Origin of the sequence: Sporosarcina sp. FSL K6-1522 (assembly GCF_038622445.1) — a bacterium.
Lineage (GTDB): Bacteria > Bacillota > Bacilli > Bacillales_A > Planococcaceae > Sporosarcina.
Genome location: NZ_CP152019.1, coordinates 2,437,844 through 2,455,504 on the forward strand (window position 1 = coordinate 2,437,844; position 17,661 = coordinate 2,455,504).

Genomic DNA, 17,661 nt, shown 5'->3' on the forward strand with positions numbered 1-17,661 from the left:
TAGAGAACTGGAATATGGATAGGTGTTATATTTGCTAAAGTGAAATAGTATTAGAAATAAAGGTGCTACTTTAGGAGTTAATATCGATTATTTATGGAGGGCGTCGTAATGGACTTAGTACATCGACTTCAAAACAAAAAAATACGAATTCAAGAAATCCCTAGTTGGGGATCTTATTTGCGACAGCGATGGGAAGAACGGTTTGCTAGGCATTTGAGCAATGGGGAGAAAGAAGAGATCAGTTTACGTTATGATGGGGTATTTAGCGGTTATTTATGGCATGTGTTTAGTTACGAAAAAAGGGCGTATATAAAAGAGAGGCAAGCAGATGAAGCATTTAATGCGTTATCTAAGCGTAGATGTTTTGTTTTCTATCAACACTCTGACTATGCATTGATTATAGAGGACGCATCAGCTACTACCGCTAGTGATTTTGTCCAGAAGGATGATTTTGACGAAGGCGATATGTATATTGTTGATGAAAATTTTACTTGGACGTATGTCCATACACATGAAGCAAGTTGTGGTCCCTATTTTAGTAGAAATTAAGATCAGCAGTTATTGGTAAGTGTTGTAAAAATAATCCACCTTTGAGTTTCGTGGCTCAGGTGGATTATTTCATTTCGAGTGCTATATTCTAAAACATGATTACCTTAATTAGAATGAATGTTTACGCTACCTAAAGGGGAGTCAGGTATTATTTAGATTGTAAGCGCCTATCAGTTCGTTTCAATGAAATCTTGAAGAATCTCCGCTAAAATATCTGCCGTCCTGTATTCTTCTTCTAACGTATTGTCAATCCCGCCAATGTTGATTAGCACGGAGTTGCTCATGATATCCTGATTATAAGTACTTTGTGGTTTGTTGTCCTTGATGATGACGCCGCTTGAAATCCCTGGGTATTTTTGTTCGAACTTTTTATGAATACGTTCCGCAAATGCTGCATTTTCTTCATAATATTTGCTCGCACGGGATACAACGAATGCGATTTTCGCATATTCTTTTCCAGCAATTAAGAAGGTGCTATCTTTTCTAGGTATAGAATCTCTGTGGATATCTAGCGCCATTTGTATGCTACTGTTCTTTTGCAATGTCTTTTTAAGTGACTCTCTGGATACGTTATAAGTTTCCTTGAAAGACAGTCCTTTATCTCGTGAAATTTCTGCAAAATCTGTGTTGTCGTGTACAGCCTGCACATTTTTTTTTGCTAAAGCACTTTGAAGTCGCTTTCCGACTAAGGTGATATTTTTCGACTCATGTGATATACCCGTCTTTTCTTTAACTATAATTTCTGGGGTGAATGATTCACGGCTATGCGTGTGGTACAGATAGATGAGTGGTTCTTCTTGTTGAGAAGCAGTAGGGGGTGGTGTGTTTTGTCTGGCAGCTGAAATCGCCAGGTAGATTGTTTCCTGCCCGCCAAGTAAGAACATCCATGACAGGACCATGAAGCAGACAACTATTCCAGTTGCAATGAAAGAAAAACGTTTGTATTTGCTTTTACGCTCCAATTTATTTGCAAGTTGTCTGAGCTTACTGTCTGTTGCAGATACGAACTCTTTCCTTGGAGTAAGTGAATGTTGGTCTTTTAGCAGTTCGAATAACTCATTTTCAGTTTTCATGTCCAATAACCTCCCTGCAAGTGACATGCAATTTTCGATTCAAATCTTTCAAGGCACGATGATAGTCAACTTTTACCTTGGATTCACTGCAATTAAGGATTTCAGCTGTTTCTTTTATGGAAAATTCGTTAATACCTCTCAAAAGCAAAATAACTCGATAATTTGGTTTGACTTTTGAGATAGCATCCTGGACATAGTTCTTTATTTCATTTTGTTCTGCGAGTTCATTAGGATTCCTTTCATTCGATTGTAATTGTTTAAAGAACCCTTCTTTAAAAATAGAAGTGAATTTAAACTTTCGATAATGATCAATGGCCACGTGTTTTGCGATAGAGAAAATCCAAGTTTTTAAATTAACAGAGTGATTAAACTTGGACAGGTTATTCAAAACACGGATGAATACCTCTTGCGTCATATCCTCTGCATCATTTTGATTGCCAGAAAAGCAAATAATGAATCGGTAAACATCTCCATAGTACTTTCGATAAATCTCACTGATACTGTCTTCCAAACTGTCTGTATCAAGCAACTAGTTCCCTCCTCGTTTTGCCATCTACTCATTATTCGTTTGAGCGAATGGAAAGGTTACATGTATTTTTAAAGAGCACTAAACCAGTTTGCATGGTTAGCCATTAAAAGGTAATGTATGAGTAAAGCAATTCGATAATTTTATGAAAACAAGGAGGATGTTATGGTTCGGGAATGCCATTTATATCAAGAGTTTTTACAAGTCACTAAAGTGTTAAATGAGAGGTTAGCGATTGTACCTGTATTATACGGGTCATTGGGACTTGAAAAAGTAACGCAACTGAACTTTTCTCCACAAGATATTGATATTCTTGTTCCCCTATCTTTTTTAGAGGAGAAGTGGGAAATACTGAAAGATACATTGGAACTGTTAGATTATACGTTGATTGATTTACATGAGCATGAATTTGTGAAAAACGATTGTAAAATTGGCTTTGCTTTTATGGAGGATCTTGTAGCATTTGCAGATGTAGATTATAAAAATTTAGCGAGATTTGAAGATAAAGGAGCAAATTATTCTTTGCTCACTATTGCGGATTATCATAAAGTGTATACGAAGTCGCTACAAGATGGATATAGAAGAACGAAAAATAATAGTAAGGATTTACAAAAGCTAACGATTTTGAGTAAACTTTTTAATAAAATCTACAATTGAGTGAATGGGGAAATAGATGATGAAATCAATAAAGGTGTATCAATATGATGCATTTAGTACACAACCGAACAAGGGAAATCCGGCAGGTGTAGTGTTAGACGGCGATTACTTAACCGAAAGTGAGATGCAAGAAATTGCAGTAAAAGTAGGATTCAACGAAACTGCTTTTTCACTCAAATCTGAAGTAGCTGATGTAAGAATTCGTTATTTCACGCCAGGGCATGAAATGGATTTATGTGGGCATGCAACAATGGCTACGCTATTTGCATTAAAGTCGAGAGGCTTATTAACTGACAAAGATGACCTGACAATTGAAACGAAGGCAGGGATTTTGCCAATACATATCGCTTCATTAGCAGATGGCGGGATCGAGATAACGATGCAGCAGGCACCACCCCAATTTACAGCGTTTAATGGGTCAGCTGAAGCATTGGCGCAATCCATCGGGCTCGATAAAGAAGATATTGTCGCGGATTTGCCGGTTGTCTATGGAAGTACGGGTGCATGGACATTGATTGTGCCTATAAAGACGCTAGGTGCTTTCAGTAGAATGAAACCTTCAACCGAACGATTTCCAAGCATTTTAACAGAAATGCCAAAAGCGTCAATTCATCCGTTTTGCTTGGAAACCTACGATGAACAGGCTCATATGCATGCCCGCCATTTCTCATCTCCTTATTCGGGGACAATTGAAGATGCGGTGACAGGAACGGCTTCAGGTGTTATGGGTGCTTATTATGCAACTTATATTGATAAGCATTTGGAAGAACACTTGAATCTCGTAGTTGAGCAAGGACATGAAATTGGTAAAGATGGTCGTGTACGGGTGGGTGTTTGTAAAAATCGGGGAGGTTATGACATAGAAATCACAGGCAATGCGGTGTTTGTGAAAGAGTTTGAGGTCAGTATATAATGTGGGATTTATGAAGAGGTAAGATAAATAAGTGTGGCGACAGTGACCTAGCTCGATATGGCAGGTGCTGTCGCCTATACGTTTATACGATATCTATACCTTTTTGCTTCAATAGCTCTACGGTTGGTTCATCGATCATACTAATGATTGTAACAGTTGCTAAATTCGTCAACTTTTCAAAGCCCGAAACAGAGTGGACATCGAAGGAACCATCTTCTCCATCCCAATCGGGTTGTATATAAAAATAAATCTCATTGCCCCCATCAAAGCATAATTGGGTTATTTTTATGAGATCGTCTGGTGTGATTGTTAGTGTAGCGAAGTATTCACACATTTCTCGAATAGGACCGGCATTTGTATACCATTCATAGCTGTCGCAGTATGTCTCTTTCATCTTTGCTAGCTCTTGTTTAAAGCTTGGTTCTTCATCAAGTAGCGCATCAATCACGACCAGTTTAAAATTGAAATCTTCAAACATACCTGTTTCATCTTGATATTTTTGCATGCTCATTCCTCTTTCAACCATCTTCTATTAAGAACAATCCCAGTTAAACCATGCTTTGTCAAAACGCCGGTTTTTTAAATCTGTCGGGTGAATGAAAAAGTTGGCAATTCCAGCGTCTCCCCACATCACTTCAACTTCTTCGCCGAAAACAGAGTCGAGTTGAAACAGTAAGACGTCCTGTTGCAATTGCTCCCGATACAAACGGGGATCATCTTGTGTAAACATTGGATAGCCTCCAATTAACCCTTCGCCCATATCTTGTGTGACGCAATCATATAAATCATCTAGCCGATCATCGACCTGATCGCCGAATAATTTCTCGAAAAACGTATAGTAGTCTTCACCATATTGGATTTGGAACTCATAATTGTCTTGCAGCAGAGGGATAGAGGCAATCGAACATTCAATGGCATATTCACCTTTAACAAACGAATACTCTGCTTTTGTTAACGTCTCTAGCTCTTCACGAGTAAAAGCAGGCAGTGTTAAATCCTCAATATAATAAATCTGATAGCCCGCTTGGTTTTGCATGTCCTCTAAATCCATACCGTATAAGTCATCATGCAGATCAATATAAAATGCGAGGATGCCTTTCGTCGGGAAGTCAGGGATTGCTGGTAGCTCTTCAAAATTTAACTGTGCGAGCAAGTGAAGGGGTTCTCCAGAAGTTCCGATTGGGTAGGGCTTGTTTTTAGGGAAATAGCCGACACCGCCAACTTTTGATTGAGATAGCGGTAGTTTTCCTTCGTTATGAAGTATGATTGACCCTGCTTCTTTTTTCACGATTTTGTTAACGAATTCTCTTGTGAAAAAAGTTTCGTAGCATTTTTGTTCCACCGAAAAGCACCTCCGTTTGACAATTCTTTTTATCACCCATAGATTAACATATTCTACGGGCGGTGTCGTGAAACTACCGATCCATTTCATCTGAATAGGGAGAGTGACCCTTGTTATTTTATTGCCAATGCGAAATGTTTTGATAACGGTGTGTATTTCGCATATACTACATAATGAGTGATTTATTTAGGAGGTCGAAGTACTTGACGAAATTAGACGAAACATTGGTCATGCTGAAAGCGCTCACAGACGCGAAAGGGATTCCTGGAAATGAACGTGAGCCACGTGAAGTGATGAAAAAGTACATATCACCGTTTGCAGATGACATCGAACAGGATGGGCTTGGCTCATTGATCGCCAAGAAAACGGGTGATGCCAATGGACCGAAAATCATGCTAGCGGGACACCTCGATGAAGTTGGTTTTATGATTTCTAAAATCGATGATAAAGGATTCTTGTCCTTCCAAACGGTCGGTGGCTGGTGGTCGCAAGTGATGCTGGCGCAACGTGTGACGATTGTGACACGCAAAGGGGATACGGTGACGGGAGTTATCGGATCAAAGCCTCCACATATCTTGACGCCGGAAGCACGCAACAAGCCGGTCGATATTAAAGATATGTTCATCGATGTAGGAGCAGCTTCGAAAGAAGAAGTAATGGAGTGGGGCATTTTACCGGGCGATATGGTCGTGCCATATTTCGAATTCACGGTGATGAATAATGAAAAATACCTTCTTGCTAAAGCATGGGATAACCGGATTGGCTGTGCCATTGCCATTGAAGTACTAAAAGCATTGAAAGCTGAAAATCACCCGAATATTGTCTTTGGTGTGGGAGCAGCACAAGAAGAAATCGGTCTGCGTGGCGCACGTACAGCGGCGGCGAAAATTCAGCCAGACATCGGATTTGCGGTAGATGTAGGGATTGCGGGAGATACGCCTGGTGTTACATCGAAAGAAGCGATGGGGAAAATGGGCGATGGCCCACAACTAGTGTTATTTGACGCTTCCATGGTGTCCCACAAAGGCTTACGTAACTTTGTAATCGATACAGCGGAGGAGCATGGAATCCCTTACCAATTTGAAACGATTCCGGGTGGGGGGACGGATGCAGGTTCTATCCATCTTTCAGGACACGGTGTACCAACACTGGCGATTTGTATTCCAACGAGATATATTCATTCGCACGCAGCAATGTTGCACCGCGATGATTTCGAGAACACAGTGAAATTAGTAGTTGAGGTCATTAAGAAATTGGATCGAGACACGGTCAATACGATTACATTTGATTAATAATACAATGAACTGCCCTGGCCAGTAAAATGGTTAGGGCAGTTTTTTTACATTGTGAGGAAGTGAATTATATGTCGAATAAAAACGAATTGTGTGATAGATGAATATTTTTATATTAATACACTTGACTTTATAAATATACATACTATATACTTTGTTATACAAATTGAAAAAGACGACAGGGGATGACGGTATGGTGAAGTGTGGAGTACCTAATAACGAAATTTCAAATGGACTAAAAGGAAGAGATTTGTTATCACTTCTTGATTATACAAGTGAAGAAATTGCGTATTTATTGGATTATGCAAATAACATGAAACAAGAAATGTTGGCAGGGAATATGCCACCCATCTTGGCAGGCAAGACACTAGGGATGATCTTTGAAAAGCATTCGACACGTACGCGTATTTCGTTTGAAGTGGGGATGATTCAACTTGGCGGGCACGCAATGTTTATGAATGCACGTGACTTACAAATTGGACGTGGAGAATCTGTGTATGACACAGGGCATGTATTATCTGAGTATTTGGATGGCGTTATGATCCGCGCGAACTCTCATGAAATGGTGAAAGAATTAGCTGAACATGCATCTGTTCCGGTAATCAACGGTTTGACAGACATTTTCCACCCATGTCAAGCATTAGCGGACTTATTGACAGTATTAGAAGTGAAGGGATCACTGGCAGGTAAGAAAATTGCTTATGTTGGGGACGGCAATAACGTGGCACACTCTCTTATCATTGCGGCGGCGCATATGGGCATGCATGCAGCTGTTGCGACACCTGAGGGCTTTGAATACAACTCGGAGCTACTGGAGAAGGCGAAAGAGCTTGCGGCTAAGAATGGCGGTAGTGTGATGGCAACGACGAATCCTGTTGAAGCGGTGACGGGTGCAGATGTGGTTTATACGGACGTCTGGACGAGTATGGGACAGGAAGAAGAGGCGGCGGCACGTCTTGAAGCATTTAAAGATTTCCAAATCAATGATGCATTGGTGGCACATGCGAAAGAAGATTACATGTTCTTGCATTGCTTACCGGCACATCGTGAGGAAGAAGTCGCAACATCCGTCATTGATGGACCAAATTCATATGTTTTCCAACAAGCAGGCAATCGTCTGCACGCGCAGAAAGCAGTTTTGGCTAACGTGTTGTAATAAAATATAGCGACAAGCCCGGGTATTTGATACCCGGGCTTGTCGCTATGAAATGTATGTAGCAATAGCTTCTGTTAACAATGATTTTTTTATTTTGTAATGCGTGGCTTGCCAGAGTCCTCTGCCATCTTTCAGGATTAAGAGTTGAGGTGATTCATGCCTAACTCCGAGATCTTTTTCGATTGCATTCGAAACTTGCCTCTCCATCTGCACAATGACGACGTATTTTGGAAGTTCCGTGTCAAGTGCGCGCAGTTCTTTCATAGCTGATAGGCTGCTTGCGCATGTCATACTGAACTTTAATAGAAGAAAAGGCTGCTCCTTAGACGTTTCTAATAACTCTCGCCAGGCGTCTCTCGATTTAATTCGCATCATAATTTGTCTTCCCTCCAACATTGCAAAATCATTTAGACGCGGTGCTCATCCAAGCGCCATTGTCGGATTTCCTTTTTTATTTCATCGGGCTTCATGTTGGTCTCTGCAGCTTTTGCAGTAAGCTCCGGGAACTCGTCATCTGATGCAAAGCGTAAGGCGATTAGTTGTGCCATTGTCAGTCTAGGGTCAATGGGTGATCCAGTTAACAGGAAGTGTCGTAACTGTTCCTCCACTCGAATCGTACGATCTTGAACTTTTAACGCATTTACTCTAGCTAGCAAACCCGTAATAATACCCATGATGACTAGAGCCATTATTAAAAATGTAGCGAAAGAAAATTGACCTTTTCCAATGCTAGTAGTGGTGTAGATGATGGCTACCACTAATGTAATTATACTTATTGGCAACAGTACGAAGTGTTGTAAAGGATGGAAACGTGTATGATTTTCATAGGACTGCTTCTTTTTCAATTCTATTCCCCCCAACTTTTAATGAATATACTATGCATTATATACCGCGGTGGGTATATAATGCATTTTTTTTGCTTGTATATATAATAAGTGGATTTTTAACAATTGATGGTACCGTAAATCGAAAAAATAGCAGTGTATGAACCAATCGTCATTTTTATCATCAAGTACAGGTCTTTATTCTTTGACTTTTTTGTATATTAAACTTAACCTAATGGTTATAATACTTTACAATATGTTAAGTATAATGTACATTCGGATTGGGAGGTGGCACGATGCTAAAGAATCGATTGAAAGAATTACGAGCGCGACATGATTTCACGCAAATTGAATTGGCAAAACGTGTTGGCGTGACAAGGCAAACCATTGGCTTTATCGAAAAAGGGGAGTTTTCACCGTCTGTGACACTGTCATTGAAACTGGCACGTGCTTTGAACTGTGATATTAATGAATTATTTTGGTTGGAAGGGGAGGAAGAGCAATGAAGAGCGATTTTCGGATTCAGTACCCACTTTGGCAAATTGGTTCTTTACTGATGATTACATTAGGGTTATTTGGATCGAGAGGGGTTATTCCGGATTTATTACTAGCGTTAAATGTCAACAATCTAGCATTTTTCGAAGGAATTATCGCTTTATTGTTTAGCGTTCTATTTATTGGCTTCGGAATCACTTTTAGAATAAGACTATCAGCACATAATAAAAATCATCCGGACCGCAAATTAGCATTTTTTCAACTTAGGCCATTTGAATATATAGAGGATGACGAAGGGTGGCAATTTATTACTAGGCATGCGTCGCAGAAAGTGTATGCATTTTTCTCATGGGCTCTTCCGACATCATTATTGCTTCATTTAGCTTTTGACATGCCACAGTATGGGGTTGTTATCAATATTTTAGTACTCGCAATCATGCAATATCTTATTTATTATTTAGAACTTCGTAAATATGTACAGGAAGATATAGAGTGAAGGGGAGGAATGACGATGAAAAATGATATGAGAATTACGTATCCGTTATGGCAACTAGGAGCCATTGCTATATTAATGGTGTTTGTGGTCTTAATAAGTTATTCCGCTGATTTCACGATCTATAGCAATGGAGGATTTGAGTTTGCGATTAGTTTTGAAGGGGAATTAGGGATTGTTTGGGGAGTTATATCGCTCATATTCGTCGTCTATCTGGTGTTATTTATTTGGAGTATCATTATGCATAATAATCGGATGCCACAGCATAAAATACAGATTTTTTCATGGAAACCACAAGAGTATATGGAGGATGACGAGTTGTTCCAGGATTTACGAAACGAGCAACGAAAAAAGTCTATTCTTATTTTGTTTGGTCAATTCCATTATTGGCCGGTTTATGTATCGCATTCAGTGTTGAAAGGACTTGGGTGGTAATGGGACTTCTGATTCTTTCGATGGGACAGTATGTCATTTATTACACAGAAATCAGGAAGTATATGGGGGGAGATGAATGATGGTTGAATACTTTTTAGTGTTTTTAGGCGCCGCGATCCCCTGGTTAGAAATTGCACTTGTTATTCCTTTGGGCATCATCAGAGGATTGTCACCTTTGTGGGTTATGATTCTCGCATTTGTAGGTAATATGCTAACGGTGCTATTCCTAATTATTGCTTTTCAAAAAGTGAAGATGTGGATGGAGTCTCGGAAAAAGAAAAATGGCAAGGGAGATTCAAAGCGGACAGAACGTGGCAAACGGATTTGGAATAAATACGGTATGCCCGGACTTGCACTACTCGGGCCTATTTTGATAGGGACTCATATCGCCGCATTCATTGGGTTGTTGTTCGGAGCGAGTAAAGTGAATACAACAATATGGATGACAATTAGTATTGCATTATGGACGCTTGTATTTGGTGTTGCAACAGCAATGGGCTTTGATTTCTTTGTGAGAAATGTATGAAGAATTGCGTGAGTGCCACAGACACTCACGCAATTTAATGACCATATTCAACTCGCTGTAAATGCTTGTGCTAACTCTCCAGCTATTTTAGACTTTTCTTGCTCACCTGAACTATTCCACAGTTTTTCAAAGAACACGCCGAGTCCAGGCAATAGATGTTCTTCGCCTCGTTTAATGGCATCTTCGACGACGTTACGGACATCTTCCGCTGAATGATTAGTCATGTTTGCCGTAATCGCGTCTCGTATTTGGAAATTCATTTTATCAGCCTCCTCACCTCATTTTGTACACAAATATCGCCAACTATACGGGCATTTGATACACTGAAAAGAAAAAGGCGGTAACCATTCACATGAAACGTATCGAATCACCACAAAACGCACTCGTGAAACATTGGAAAAAGCTTGTGACAACACGAAAAGAGCGCGATAAAACAGAAGAATTCTTAGTAGAAGGCTTTCATCTTGTTGAAGAAGCTTTAAAAAAAGGCGAGGGCATTCTCTCACTCGTCATTCGGGATGGTGTGGAATTTCCTGCTGGCTGGTCAACAGAAAATGTTCATATTGTTGAAGTGAACAGTGCTGTAGCGAAAGAGATTTCGGAAACAGAGCACTCGCAGGGCGTTTACGCACATTGTCGCCAGCCTCAGCACGTAGAAGAAGATTTTGCATCATGGAAAAAACTGTTGTTGGTAGATGCTGTTCAAGACCCAGGCAATGTTGGCACGATGATTCGCACAGCAGACGCTGCAGGCATGGATGCAGTCATTCTCGGAAAAGGTTCAGCTGATCCGTATAATCCGAAAACAGTCCGTTCTGCACAAGGTTCCCATTTCAATATACCTGTTGTGCGAGGGGACTTGATGGAATGGGTGATGAAATCAAAAGAAGCCGGCATTAAGGTACTTGGTACGGGACTACAAAATGCTGTCAATCACTCTGTTATTGAACCGCAAGCGAAATTTGCTTTAATCATGGGCAATGAAGGTAGTGGTGTTGATCCGGAGTTGCTTGCATTGGCAGATGCAACTGTGAAGATTCCAATGTATGGTGAAGCGGAGTCCTTGAATGTGGCGGTTGCGACGGGGATTTTATTGTATTCGTATTCGAGAAATTGACAGACCAACTTAATTCTGATTCCGCTGTTGATGAACAAAATGATTTCGGGTATACTATGGACTGTAGTTAACAAACGAAAAGCATTGACTGGGAAGAGTAAGCATCATACGAACCAAAAGGGAGTCTGCGCCTTGACTGAAAGCGTAGATGGGCAAGTGGTTGTTGAAGTTCACCCCATGAGCTGCCATCAGGACCAGCGTAAGCTGTAAAGATGTGCCGGCGCCGGACCGTTATTCCGATTTGAGAGATCATGCCTTTGGGTGTGATAATCAGGGTGGTACCGCGAAGTCGTCCTCGTCCCTTTTATAGGGGCGGGGTTTTTTGTTGCCTAGGGGATGCTAGTCATGCAGTCGTGAACTTAGAGTGCGAACCTTAGGTACCAGGTACTCTACACATTCGTTGAATTTGAAAGGAGAATCACAATGGAAGCACAATTAGAACAGTTGAAAGAAGAGGCGCTTGCGAAAATTGCAGCTGCTTCAGACGTAAAAGCGTTAAATGATGTCCGCGTTGCTTACTTAGGGAAAAAAGGACCAATCACGGATTTGCTGAAAGGCATGGGGAAACTCCCAGCCGAAGAACGTCCGAAAATGGGGGCGCTTGTCAACGTCATCCGTGAAGCAGTTACTGAGGTATTGGAAGAACGTATGGCAATACTTGAAGAACAAGCGATTAACGAGCAACTTGCTAAAGAAGCAATCGACGTGACATTACCAGGACGTCCTGCACGTACAGGGAATCATCATCCGCTAACACGTGTCGTTGAGGACATCGAAGACTTCTTTATTAGCATGGGCTATGAAATTGCAGAAGGTCCTGAAGTCGAGAAAGATTATTATAACTTTGAAGCATTGAATTTACCAAAAGGCCATCCAGCACGCGATATGCAGGATTCTTTCTATATCTCGGAAGATATTCTTCTTCGCACACAAACATCACCAGTGCAAGCACGGACGATGGAAGCGAAAAATGGCGCACCGATTAAAATCATTTGTCCAGGGAAAGTGTACCGTCGTGATAGCGATGATGCGACGCATTCGCATCAGTTTACACAAATCGAAGGGCTTGTTGTCGGAGAAAATATTCGCATGAGCGATTTGAAAGGGACACTTGATTTATTCGCGAAGAAAATGTTTGGTACGGAGCGTGAAATCCGCTTGCGTCCAAGCTTCTTCCCATTCACAGAGCCATCTGTTGAAATGGATATTTCTTGTTTTAAATGTGGCGGATCAGGGTGTAATATTTGTAAGAAAACAGGTTGGATTGAAATTCTAGGTGCAGGAATGGTTCACCCGAACGTATTAAGAATGTCTGGTTATGATCCTGCGGTCGTATCAGGTTTCGCTTTCGGTATGGGGCCTGAACGAGTTGCAATGTTGAAATATGGTGTGGAAGATATCCGTCATTTTTATACGAATGACGTGCGTTTTGTATCACAATTCCACCGGACGGAAGCTTAAGGAGGGGACGACACATGTTAGTATCTACAAAATGGCTAAGTGAGTATGTAAATATTGAAGGCATTGCTCCAGCAGAACTTGCGGAGAAAATTACGCGTTCTGGGATTGAAGTCGATTCGATTATCGACCGGTCCCAAGGCATGACGAACGTTGTTGTCGGCTATGTGAAGGAATGTGTGAAACATCCTGAAGCGGATAAATTGAACATTTGCCAAGTAGACGTTGGAGAAGAAGTGACACAAATTATTTGTGGCGCGGCAAACATTGCGGAAGGACAAAAAGTGATTGTTGCACGTCCTGGCGCTGTACTACCTGGCAACTTTAAAATTAAAAAAGCAAAGCTTCGTGGCGAAGAGTCGAACGGTATGATTTGTTCATTGCAAGAGCTTGCAATTGAAGGGAAGCTCGTTCCGAAAGCTTATGCAGAAGGGATTTATGTGCTTCCAGCAACTGCGGTGCCTGGAGAAAATGCATTGCCATTGATTGGCCTTGATGATACGGTGCTTGAATTTGATTTGACACCGAACCGTTCGGATGCATTGAGCATGCTTGGTGTAGCGTACGAAGTGGGTGCGATTTTATCGCAAGGTATTCAATTACCGGAAATTACGTATACGGAATCGGCTGAAAAAGCGGAAGATGTATTGAAATTGCGCATTGACGCGAAAGAAGAAAACCCAATGTACGTGGCGAAAGTCGTGAAAAACGTTAAGATTGCCGAATCACCATTATGGCTACAAAATCGTTTGATGGCTGCGGGTGTGCGTCCACATAATAACGTCGTTGACATTACAAACTATGTATTGATGGAATACGGTCAGCCTCTTCATGCATTCGATTATGACCGTCTTGAAACGGGCGAAATCGCTGTTCGTCTAGCAGAAGAAGGCGAAAAAATTACGACGTTGGATGAAGCAGAGCGCACGTTAAAAGCGCATAATCTTGTCATTACAAATGGTCAAGAGCCTGTTGCGCTTGCGGGTGTTATGGGTGGTTTGAATTCTGAAGTGCATGATGGCACGACAACGGTTGTCATTGAATCGGCGTATTTTGCATCGGCATCTGTACGTCTTACGTCAAGAGAAATCGGTCTGCGTAGCGATGCAAGCACACGCTTTGAAAAAGGTGTCGATCCACAACGGGTTATTGCGGCAGCAGAACGTGCGGCTCAGTTGATGGCTGACATCGCAGGCGGCGAAGTGTTGGCAGGTTCTGTCATAGTTGATGAACTTGATAAAACACCTGCACGTATTACGGTTTCACCAGATACGATTAACAATCGTCTAGGAATGAAAATTTCGCTTGAAGAAATGTTATCTATCTTAGATAGATTGCAAATCCCAACGGAAGCGGTCAACGGCAAACTGGTCATTGATGCGCCGACACGTAGACAAGATTTGTTGATTGAAGAAGATATTATCGAGGAAATTGCAAGGATGTATGGCTATGATCATATTCCCATGACACTTCCGGTGACAGAATCGACACCAGGTGGTTTGACACCGTATCAAGCGAAACGCCGTACAGTGAGAGCGTTCCTTGAAGGAGCTGGATTGTATCAAGCGTTGTCCTATTCATTGACATCTAAAGAGCATGCACAAATGTATGCACTGGAAACAGCGCCTGTTACGGAGTTGTTGATGCCGATGAGTGAAGACCGTAGTGTACTTCGCCAAAGTATCATTCCTCATCTATTGGAAGCAGCGACGTATAATGTTGCACGTCGCATGGATTCGGTTGCATTGTATGAAACAGGATCGGTATTCCTTGGAGTGGAGGAAGATGGTTTACCGCAGGAAGTAGAGCATGTAGCGGCGGTTATTACAGGGAAATGGGTAGACCATGCGTGGCAAGCTGAAACGAAAATGGTTGATTTCTTCGTATTAAAAGGCATTGTTGAAGGTATGATGGATAGCCTTGGCTTAGTGGAAGGTCTATCATTCGAGCAAGCTGTTATTGACGGCATGCACCCAGGTCGCACAGCAAACATTTTCTACAACGGTGAACGTGTTGGTTTAATTGGCCAAGTTCACCCAACAGAACAGAAAAAACGCGATTTGAAAAATACGTATGTGATGGAAATGAATTTGGCGAAAATCCTTGCGATTGAGACAGCTGAATTGGTTTATACACAAGTTCCACGTTTCCCTTCGATTTCACGCGATATCGCATTAGTTGTATCGAGCGAAACGTCTGCGGGTGCATTGGAACACGTTATCCGTAGCGCAGGTGGGAAATTGTTGAAAGGTGTGAAACTTTTCGACTTGTATGAAGGGGCAAACGTTGAGGATGGCAAGAAATCTGTTGCATTTTCATTGACGTATGCAGATCCAGAACGCACATTGACAGACGAAGAAGTCGTCAAAGCGCATGATAAAGTATTAAACGCATTAACAACAGAAGCAGGGGCATTGCTTCGAGGATAATATAAGTAGAGCCGCTCACAGGATTAGTAAACTGTGAGCGGCTTTTTTGTTTTATTGGAAACTATAAAATTCTCGTATTATGGATAAGTAAGTATATGGAGATTGCCCGTCTAGGCTCCGGGCGTCAGATGCTCGGAGGCTCACAGGATATGAGTCACGCAGTCGTTGCCGCAGGACGCGGTGAACTTAGACTGTGTGTCAAGCCGACTCTGTGGCAAAGGCCGCCACGCAGTCGACTCGCTTTATGCCTGTCGCATTTAAGCAGGCGCCCTGCGCTTTTGTTCCGAGTTTGTATAGAAAGTCAGTTTCTTTTTTTCGCTGCAATTGCCTTCGCTTTCCCGGCATTCGCAAAATGCCATTTCGTCAGCGATTTCAACGTCTCTTCATCATTTTTCAGTAAAATCCTAGCGGCGACTTCGTCTACTTTTGGTCCTGCACCTTTTGGGAGTGTCATGCCTGCGATTGCACTCAACTTATCCATTTCTTTTAAAAATGCAACACGTGCAATGATGGATGCCGCCGCAACAGATAGATGCAAACCTTCCGCTTTAGTCGAAAATAGTACATTTTCCCGCACGATTTCCTTCTCGTTTTTAATATGATTATAATAAATGCCACGTTCTGCAAATTGGTCAATTAAAATATAATCAGGCTTTTCGCCATCCATTTTGCGCAAGACGTGCTTCAATGCTTGGTTATGAAGCAGTGCTTTGATTTTACCTTGAGACCAACCGCGTGCTTGGATTTCATTGTATTTCTCATTTTTTAAAGTCAAGACTGAATGAATGAGGACGGCTTTTAAATCAGGTGCGATTTGACGCATAAGGTCATCTGTTAATTGTTTGGAGTCTTTGACACCGAGTTCTCGCACAAGCTCGACTTGCTCGGCTCTGACGAAACATGCCGCTACTGTAACAGGACCGAAGAAATCGCCGGTACCCGTTTCATCTGACCCAACGACGGATAGCCCGGCGAGGCCGTCAGGCAAAGTATCTCCTTTTGTCGTTGTTTTTGCAGGAGTCGCTTTCCCCTGTGTTTTTCCCCAACGAGCTGCCTCACGATTAGCGCCAGCCCCTTGAAAGAGTACTTTTCCAGACTTATAGGCGGTGATTGCTGTATCCGTTAATTTCGCTGCGAAAACGACACCTGGCGCATTGCGGACAACTTTTGAAGAGGCATAATGACTCATTACTTTTTTCAAACCTAGTTCATCTACTACAATAACTTGATTACTCAATTTATTACTTCCTTTCGTTGACTTTATTCATTTGTAAACTCGGTGATTGCCGAGCCTTTGGGCGACAGCAGAACTGTAGTTGTACTCATAAAGTCCTCTGTGAACTTATGTGATCTGACGTTACAACTAAAACCGTTTCATGGTATGATTGGAAACAGGGTTTTAACTTGTTTCAGCAACTATTCGCTACATCTAAAATTGCGAAGATGGAGTGAGGCGGTTCTATCTCTCTTTAGTTGCGGAATGAATGTTATTCAGGGGATCCATCCCCGCTGAACCAAGATGTGTCTTCGGCGTAATTGATTGTAGGAGGTGAGCTCATTGGCAGACGAACAGAAGACTCGCATAGCAGTTGACATTTACGGACAAACTTATACAATTGTCGGTACCGAAACTAGCAGTCATGTGCGATTGGTCGCCTCGATTGTCGATGATAAGATGCGCGAAATCAGTGTCCGTAATCCGTATCTTGACAGTTCGAAAATCGCTGTGCTTACCGCTGTAAATACTGTACATGATTATCTTAAATTAAAAGAGCAAGTTGAACAAATGGAACAAGAATTGAAAAAGTTGAAGGGTTGACGGTCTTACATGCTAGATTTACTTATTCTTATTCTCCTAATAGGGGGACTCATTACAGGATTCAGACGTGGATTTGTCGTCCAGATAATTCATATGACTGGATTCATTACCTCGCTCGTGATTGCTTATCTTTATTATAAGCCACTTGCAGACAAATTCGTACTTTGGGTACCGTATCCAGGTGTAACAGCGGGGTCAAAACTGAATTTAGGTGTAGCGCAACTCGATCTCGATGAAACCTTTTATCGGTTATTGGCGTTCGTCCTTATTTTTCTCGTCGTTAAATTCGCCTTTCAGTTGATTGCGTCGATGTTTGATTTCTTGAAGTATTTGCCTGTCCTCGGTTTTATTGCACAGCTTGTAGGCGCAGTGCTTGGTGTGATTGAGTTTTATATTGTTATGTTCTTTGTCATCTATCTCGCTACGATGTTACCGATAGAGTTCATTCAAAATATGCTCGGCAAATCACTATTGGCAAATGCGATGTTAGAACATACACCGTTACTCTCTGACAAGGTGAAAGATTGGTGGTTCGTTTATACGAAATGACAGCTTCC

General features: G+C 41.6%; 22 protein-coding genes and 1 other annotated feature. Of the genes, 14 read left to right on the forward strand and 8 right to left on the reverse strand.

The genetic code is table 11. The annotated features are described in order from the left end of the window. Window positions 1-108 precede the first annotated feature (108 nt). Entirely contained in the window at window positions 109-549 is a 441-nt protein-coding gene (locus MKY34_RS11935; protein WP_342510827.1) for a DUF4275 family protein, read from the forward strand. A gap of 170 nt (window positions 550-719) precedes the next feature. On the opposite strand, the gene spoIIP is transcribed toward MKY34_RS11935, so the two are convergent. Beyond that, on the reverse strand, window positions 720-1,622 hold the full coding sequence (spoIIP, locus tag MKY34_RS11940) for a stage II sporulation protein P (protein ID WP_342510829.1): 903 nt from the start codon (window positions 1,620-1,622) through the stop codon (window positions 720-722). Next, window positions 1,612-2,151: a sigma-70 family RNA polymerase sigma factor gene (locus tag MKY34_RS11945; RefSeq protein WP_342510831.1), complete on the reverse strand. Its 540-nt coding sequence runs from the start codon at window positions 2,149-2,151 to the stop codon at window positions 1,612-1,614. The genes spoIIP and MKY34_RS11945 overlap by 11 nt, the downstream gene beginning before the upstream one ends. Window positions 2,152-2,313: 162 nt before the next feature. Between MKY34_RS11945 and MKY34_RS11950 the strand changes: the two genes are divergently transcribed. Beyond that, a complete protein-coding gene (locus MKY34_RS11950) occupies window positions 2,314-2,805 on the forward strand; it encodes a hypothetical protein (RefSeq protein WP_342510833.1) in 492 nt (163 codons plus the stop codon). A 19-nt stretch (window positions 2,806-2,824) separates the two neighbouring features. After that, entirely contained in the window at window positions 2,825-3,718 is an 894-nt protein-coding gene (locus MKY34_RS11955) for a PhzF family phenazine biosynthesis protein (protein ID WP_342515253.1), read from the forward strand. A gap of 82 nt (window positions 3,719-3,800) precedes the next feature. On the opposite strand, the gene MKY34_RS11960 is transcribed toward MKY34_RS11955, so the two are convergent. Continuing rightward, on the reverse strand, window positions 3,801-4,223 hold the full coding sequence (locus MKY34_RS11960; RefSeq protein WP_342510835.1) for a ybaK/ebsC family protein: 423 nt from the start codon (window positions 4,221-4,223) through the stop codon (window positions 3,801-3,803). 27 nt (window positions 4,224-4,250) lie between these two features. Beyond that, window positions 4,251-5,060 (reverse strand): YwqG family protein, encoded by an 810-nt coding sequence (locus MKY34_RS11965; protein WP_342510838.1) that lies wholly within the window; start codon window positions 5,058-5,060, stop codon window positions 4,251-4,253. A 203-nt stretch (window positions 5,061-5,263) separates the two neighbouring features. Between MKY34_RS11965 and MKY34_RS11970 the strand changes: the two genes are divergently transcribed. Together MKY34_RS11970 and argF are read left to right on the forward strand one after the other, a co-directional pair. Next, on the forward strand, window positions 5,264-6,352 hold the full coding sequence (locus MKY34_RS11970; RefSeq protein ID WP_342510840.1) for a M42 family metallopeptidase: 1,089 nt from the start codon (window positions 5,264-5,266) through the stop codon (window positions 6,350-6,352). Window positions 6,353-6,545: 193 nt separating this feature from the next. Further along, on the forward strand, window positions 6,546-7,508 hold the full coding sequence (gene argF / locus MKY34_RS11975) for an ornithine carbamoyltransferase (RefSeq protein WP_342510842.1): 963 nt from the start codon (window positions 6,546-6,548) through the stop codon (window positions 7,506-7,508). A gap of 45 nt (window positions 7,509-7,553) precedes the next feature. On the opposite strand, the gene ytxJ is transcribed toward argF, so the two are convergent. Together ytxJ and MKY34_RS11985 are read right to left on the reverse strand one after the other, a co-directional pair. After that, entirely contained in the window at window positions 7,554-7,883 is a 330-nt protein-coding gene (ytxJ, locus tag MKY34_RS11980; protein WP_342510844.1) for a bacillithiol system redox-active protein YtxJ, read from the reverse strand. A gap of 32 nt (window positions 7,884-7,915) precedes the next feature. Beyond that, the gene (locus MKY34_RS11985) at window positions 7,916-8,353 is read right to left on the reverse strand and encodes a DUF6526 family protein (RefSeq protein WP_342510846.1); all 438 of its coding nucleotides are present in this window, start codon (window positions 8,351-8,353) and stop codon (window positions 7,916-7,918) included. 275 nt (window positions 8,354-8,628) lie between these two features. Here MKY34_RS11985 and MKY34_RS11990 point away from each other — a divergent pair, with 275 nt between their 5' ends. The 4 genes from MKY34_RS11990 (at window position 8,629) to MKY34_RS12005 (ending at window position 10,281) form a co-directional block, all read left to right on the forward strand. Then, the gene (locus MKY34_RS11990; RefSeq protein ID WP_342510848.1) at window positions 8,629-8,838 is read left to right on the forward strand and encodes a helix-turn-helix transcriptional regulator; all 210 of its coding nucleotides are present in this window, start codon (window positions 8,629-8,631) and stop codon (window positions 8,836-8,838) included. Beyond that, window positions 8,835-9,323, forward strand: a complete 489-nt coding sequence (locus MKY34_RS11995) for a hypothetical protein (protein WP_342510850.1) — start codon at window positions 8,835-8,837, stop codon at window positions 9,321-9,323. Before MKY34_RS11990 ends, MKY34_RS11995 begins: the two co-directional genes overlap by 4 nt. Before the next feature lie 15 nt (window positions 9,324-9,338). Continuing rightward, a complete protein-coding gene (locus tag MKY34_RS12000) occupies window positions 9,339-9,755 on the forward strand; it encodes a hypothetical protein (RefSeq protein ID WP_342510852.1) in 417 nt (138 codons plus the stop codon). 79 nt (window positions 9,756-9,834) lie between these two features. Continuing rightward, window positions 9,835-10,281, forward strand: a complete 447-nt coding sequence (locus tag MKY34_RS12005; protein ID WP_342515254.1) for a small multi-drug export protein — start codon at window positions 9,835-9,837, stop codon at window positions 10,279-10,281. 47 nt (window positions 10,282-10,328) lie between these two features. On the opposite strand, the gene sspI is transcribed toward MKY34_RS12005, so the two are convergent. Next, window positions 10,329-10,541: a small acid-soluble spore protein SspI gene (gene sspI, locus MKY34_RS12010; protein WP_342510853.1), complete on the reverse strand. Its 213-nt coding sequence runs from the start codon at window positions 10,539-10,541 to the stop codon at window positions 10,329-10,331. Between the two features lie 92 nt (window positions 10,542-10,633). Here sspI and MKY34_RS12015 point away from each other — a divergent pair, with 92 nt between their 5' ends. The 3 genes from MKY34_RS12015 (at window position 10,634) to pheT (ending at window position 15,285) form a co-directional block, all read left to right on the forward strand. Continuing rightward, window positions 10,634-11,398 (forward strand): RNA methyltransferase, encoded by a 765-nt coding sequence (locus tag MKY34_RS12015; RefSeq protein WP_342510854.1) that lies wholly within the window; start codon window positions 10,634-10,636, stop codon window positions 11,396-11,398. A gap of 75 nt (window positions 11,399-11,473) precedes the next feature. Then, window positions 11,474-11,704, forward strand: a binding site (T-box leader). Window positions 11,705-11,821: 117 nt separating this feature from the next. Then, complete coding sequence (pheS, locus tag MKY34_RS12020) at window positions 11,822-12,859, forward strand: phenylalanine--tRNA ligase subunit alpha (protein ID WP_342510856.1); 1,038 nt, start codon at window positions 11,822-11,824, stop codon at window positions 12,857-12,859. 14 nt (window positions 12,860-12,873) lie between these two features. Further along, window positions 12,874-15,285, forward strand: coding sequence for a phenylalanine--tRNA ligase subunit beta (pheT, locus tag MKY34_RS12025; RefSeq protein WP_342510858.1), 2,412 nt, complete (start codon window positions 12,874-12,876; stop codon window positions 15,283-15,285). A gap of 301 nt (window positions 15,286-15,586) precedes the next feature. On the opposite strand, the gene rnhC is transcribed toward pheT, so the two are convergent. Then, on the reverse strand, window positions 15,587-16,522 hold the full coding sequence (gene rnhC / locus MKY34_RS12030; RefSeq protein WP_342510860.1) for a ribonuclease HIII: 936 nt from the start codon (window positions 16,520-16,522) through the stop codon (window positions 15,587-15,589). Window positions 16,523-16,843: 321 nt separating this feature from the next. On the opposite strand from rnhC, the gene zapA reads away from it, so the two are divergent. Both zapA and MKY34_RS12040 read left to right on the forward strand, forming a co-directional pair. Next, window positions 16,844-17,104, forward strand: a complete 261-nt coding sequence (gene zapA / locus MKY34_RS12035; protein ID WP_342510863.1) for a cell division protein ZapA — start codon at window positions 16,844-16,846, stop codon at window positions 17,102-17,104. A 9-nt stretch (window positions 17,105-17,113) separates the two neighbouring features. After that, window positions 17,114-17,653, forward strand: coding sequence for a CvpA family protein (locus tag MKY34_RS12040; protein ID WP_342510865.1), 540 nt, complete (start codon window positions 17,114-17,116; stop codon window positions 17,651-17,653). Window positions 17,654-17,661 lie beyond the last annotated feature (8 nt).

What these genes read in the sequence shown, in the direction of transcription:
- MKY34_RS11935 (WP_342510827.1), top strand. Translation starts at nt 109, where the DNA reads ATGGACTTAGTACATCGACTTCAAAACAAAAAAATACGAATTCAAGAA.
- spoIIP (WP_342510829.1), bottom strand. Translation starts at nt 1,622, where the DNA reads ATGAAAACTGAAAATGAGTTATTCGAACTGCTAAAAGACCAACATTCA.
- MKY34_RS11950 (WP_342510833.1), top strand. Translation starts at nt 2,314, where the DNA reads ATGGTTCGGGAATGCCATTTATATCAAGAGTTTTTACAAGTCACTAAA.
- MKY34_RS11955 (WP_342515253.1), top strand. Translation starts at nt 2,825, where the DNA reads ATGAAATCAATAAAGGTGTATCAATATGATGCATTTAGTACACAACCG.
- MKY34_RS11960 (WP_342510835.1), bottom strand. Translation starts at nt 4,223, where the DNA reads ATGCAAAAATATCAAGATGAAACAGGTATGTTTGAAGATTTCAATTTT.
- argF (WP_342510842.1), top strand. Translation starts at nt 6,546, where the DNA reads ATGGTGAAGTGTGGAGTACCTAATAACGAAATTTCAAATGGACTAAAA.
- ytxJ (WP_342510844.1), bottom strand. Translation starts at nt 7,883, where the DNA reads ATGATGCGAATTAAATCGAGAGACGCCTGGCGAGAGTTATTAGAAACG.
- MKY34_RS11990 (WP_342510848.1), top strand. Translation starts at nt 8,629, where the DNA reads ATGCTAAAGAATCGATTGAAAGAATTACGAGCGCGACATGATTTCACG.
- MKY34_RS11995 (WP_342510850.1), top strand. Translation starts at nt 8,835, where the DNA reads ATGAAGAGCGATTTTCGGATTCAGTACCCACTTTGGCAAATTGGTTCT.
- MKY34_RS12000 (WP_342510852.1), top strand. Translation starts at nt 9,339, where the DNA reads ATGAAAAATGATATGAGAATTACGTATCCGTTATGGCAACTAGGAGCC.
- MKY34_RS12005 (WP_342515254.1), top strand. Translation starts at nt 9,835, where the DNA reads ATGGTTGAATACTTTTTAGTGTTTTTAGGCGCCGCGATCCCCTGGTTA.
- sspI (WP_342510853.1), bottom strand. Translation starts at nt 10,541, where the DNA reads ATGAATTTCCAAATACGAGACGCGATTACGGCAAACATGACTAATCAT.
- MKY34_RS12015 (WP_342510854.1), top strand. Translation starts at nt 10,634, where the DNA reads ATGAAACGTATCGAATCACCACAAAACGCACTCGTGAAACATTGGAAA.
- pheS (WP_342510856.1), top strand. Translation starts at nt 11,822, where the DNA reads ATGGAAGCACAATTAGAACAGTTGAAAGAAGAGGCGCTTGCGAAAATT.
- pheT (WP_342510858.1), top strand. Translation starts at nt 12,874, where the DNA reads ATGTTAGTATCTACAAAATGGCTAAGTGAGTATGTAAATATTGAAGGC.
- MKY34_RS12040 (WP_342510865.1), top strand. Translation starts at nt 17,114, where the DNA reads ATGCTAGATTTACTTATTCTTATTCTCCTAATAGGGGGACTCATTACA.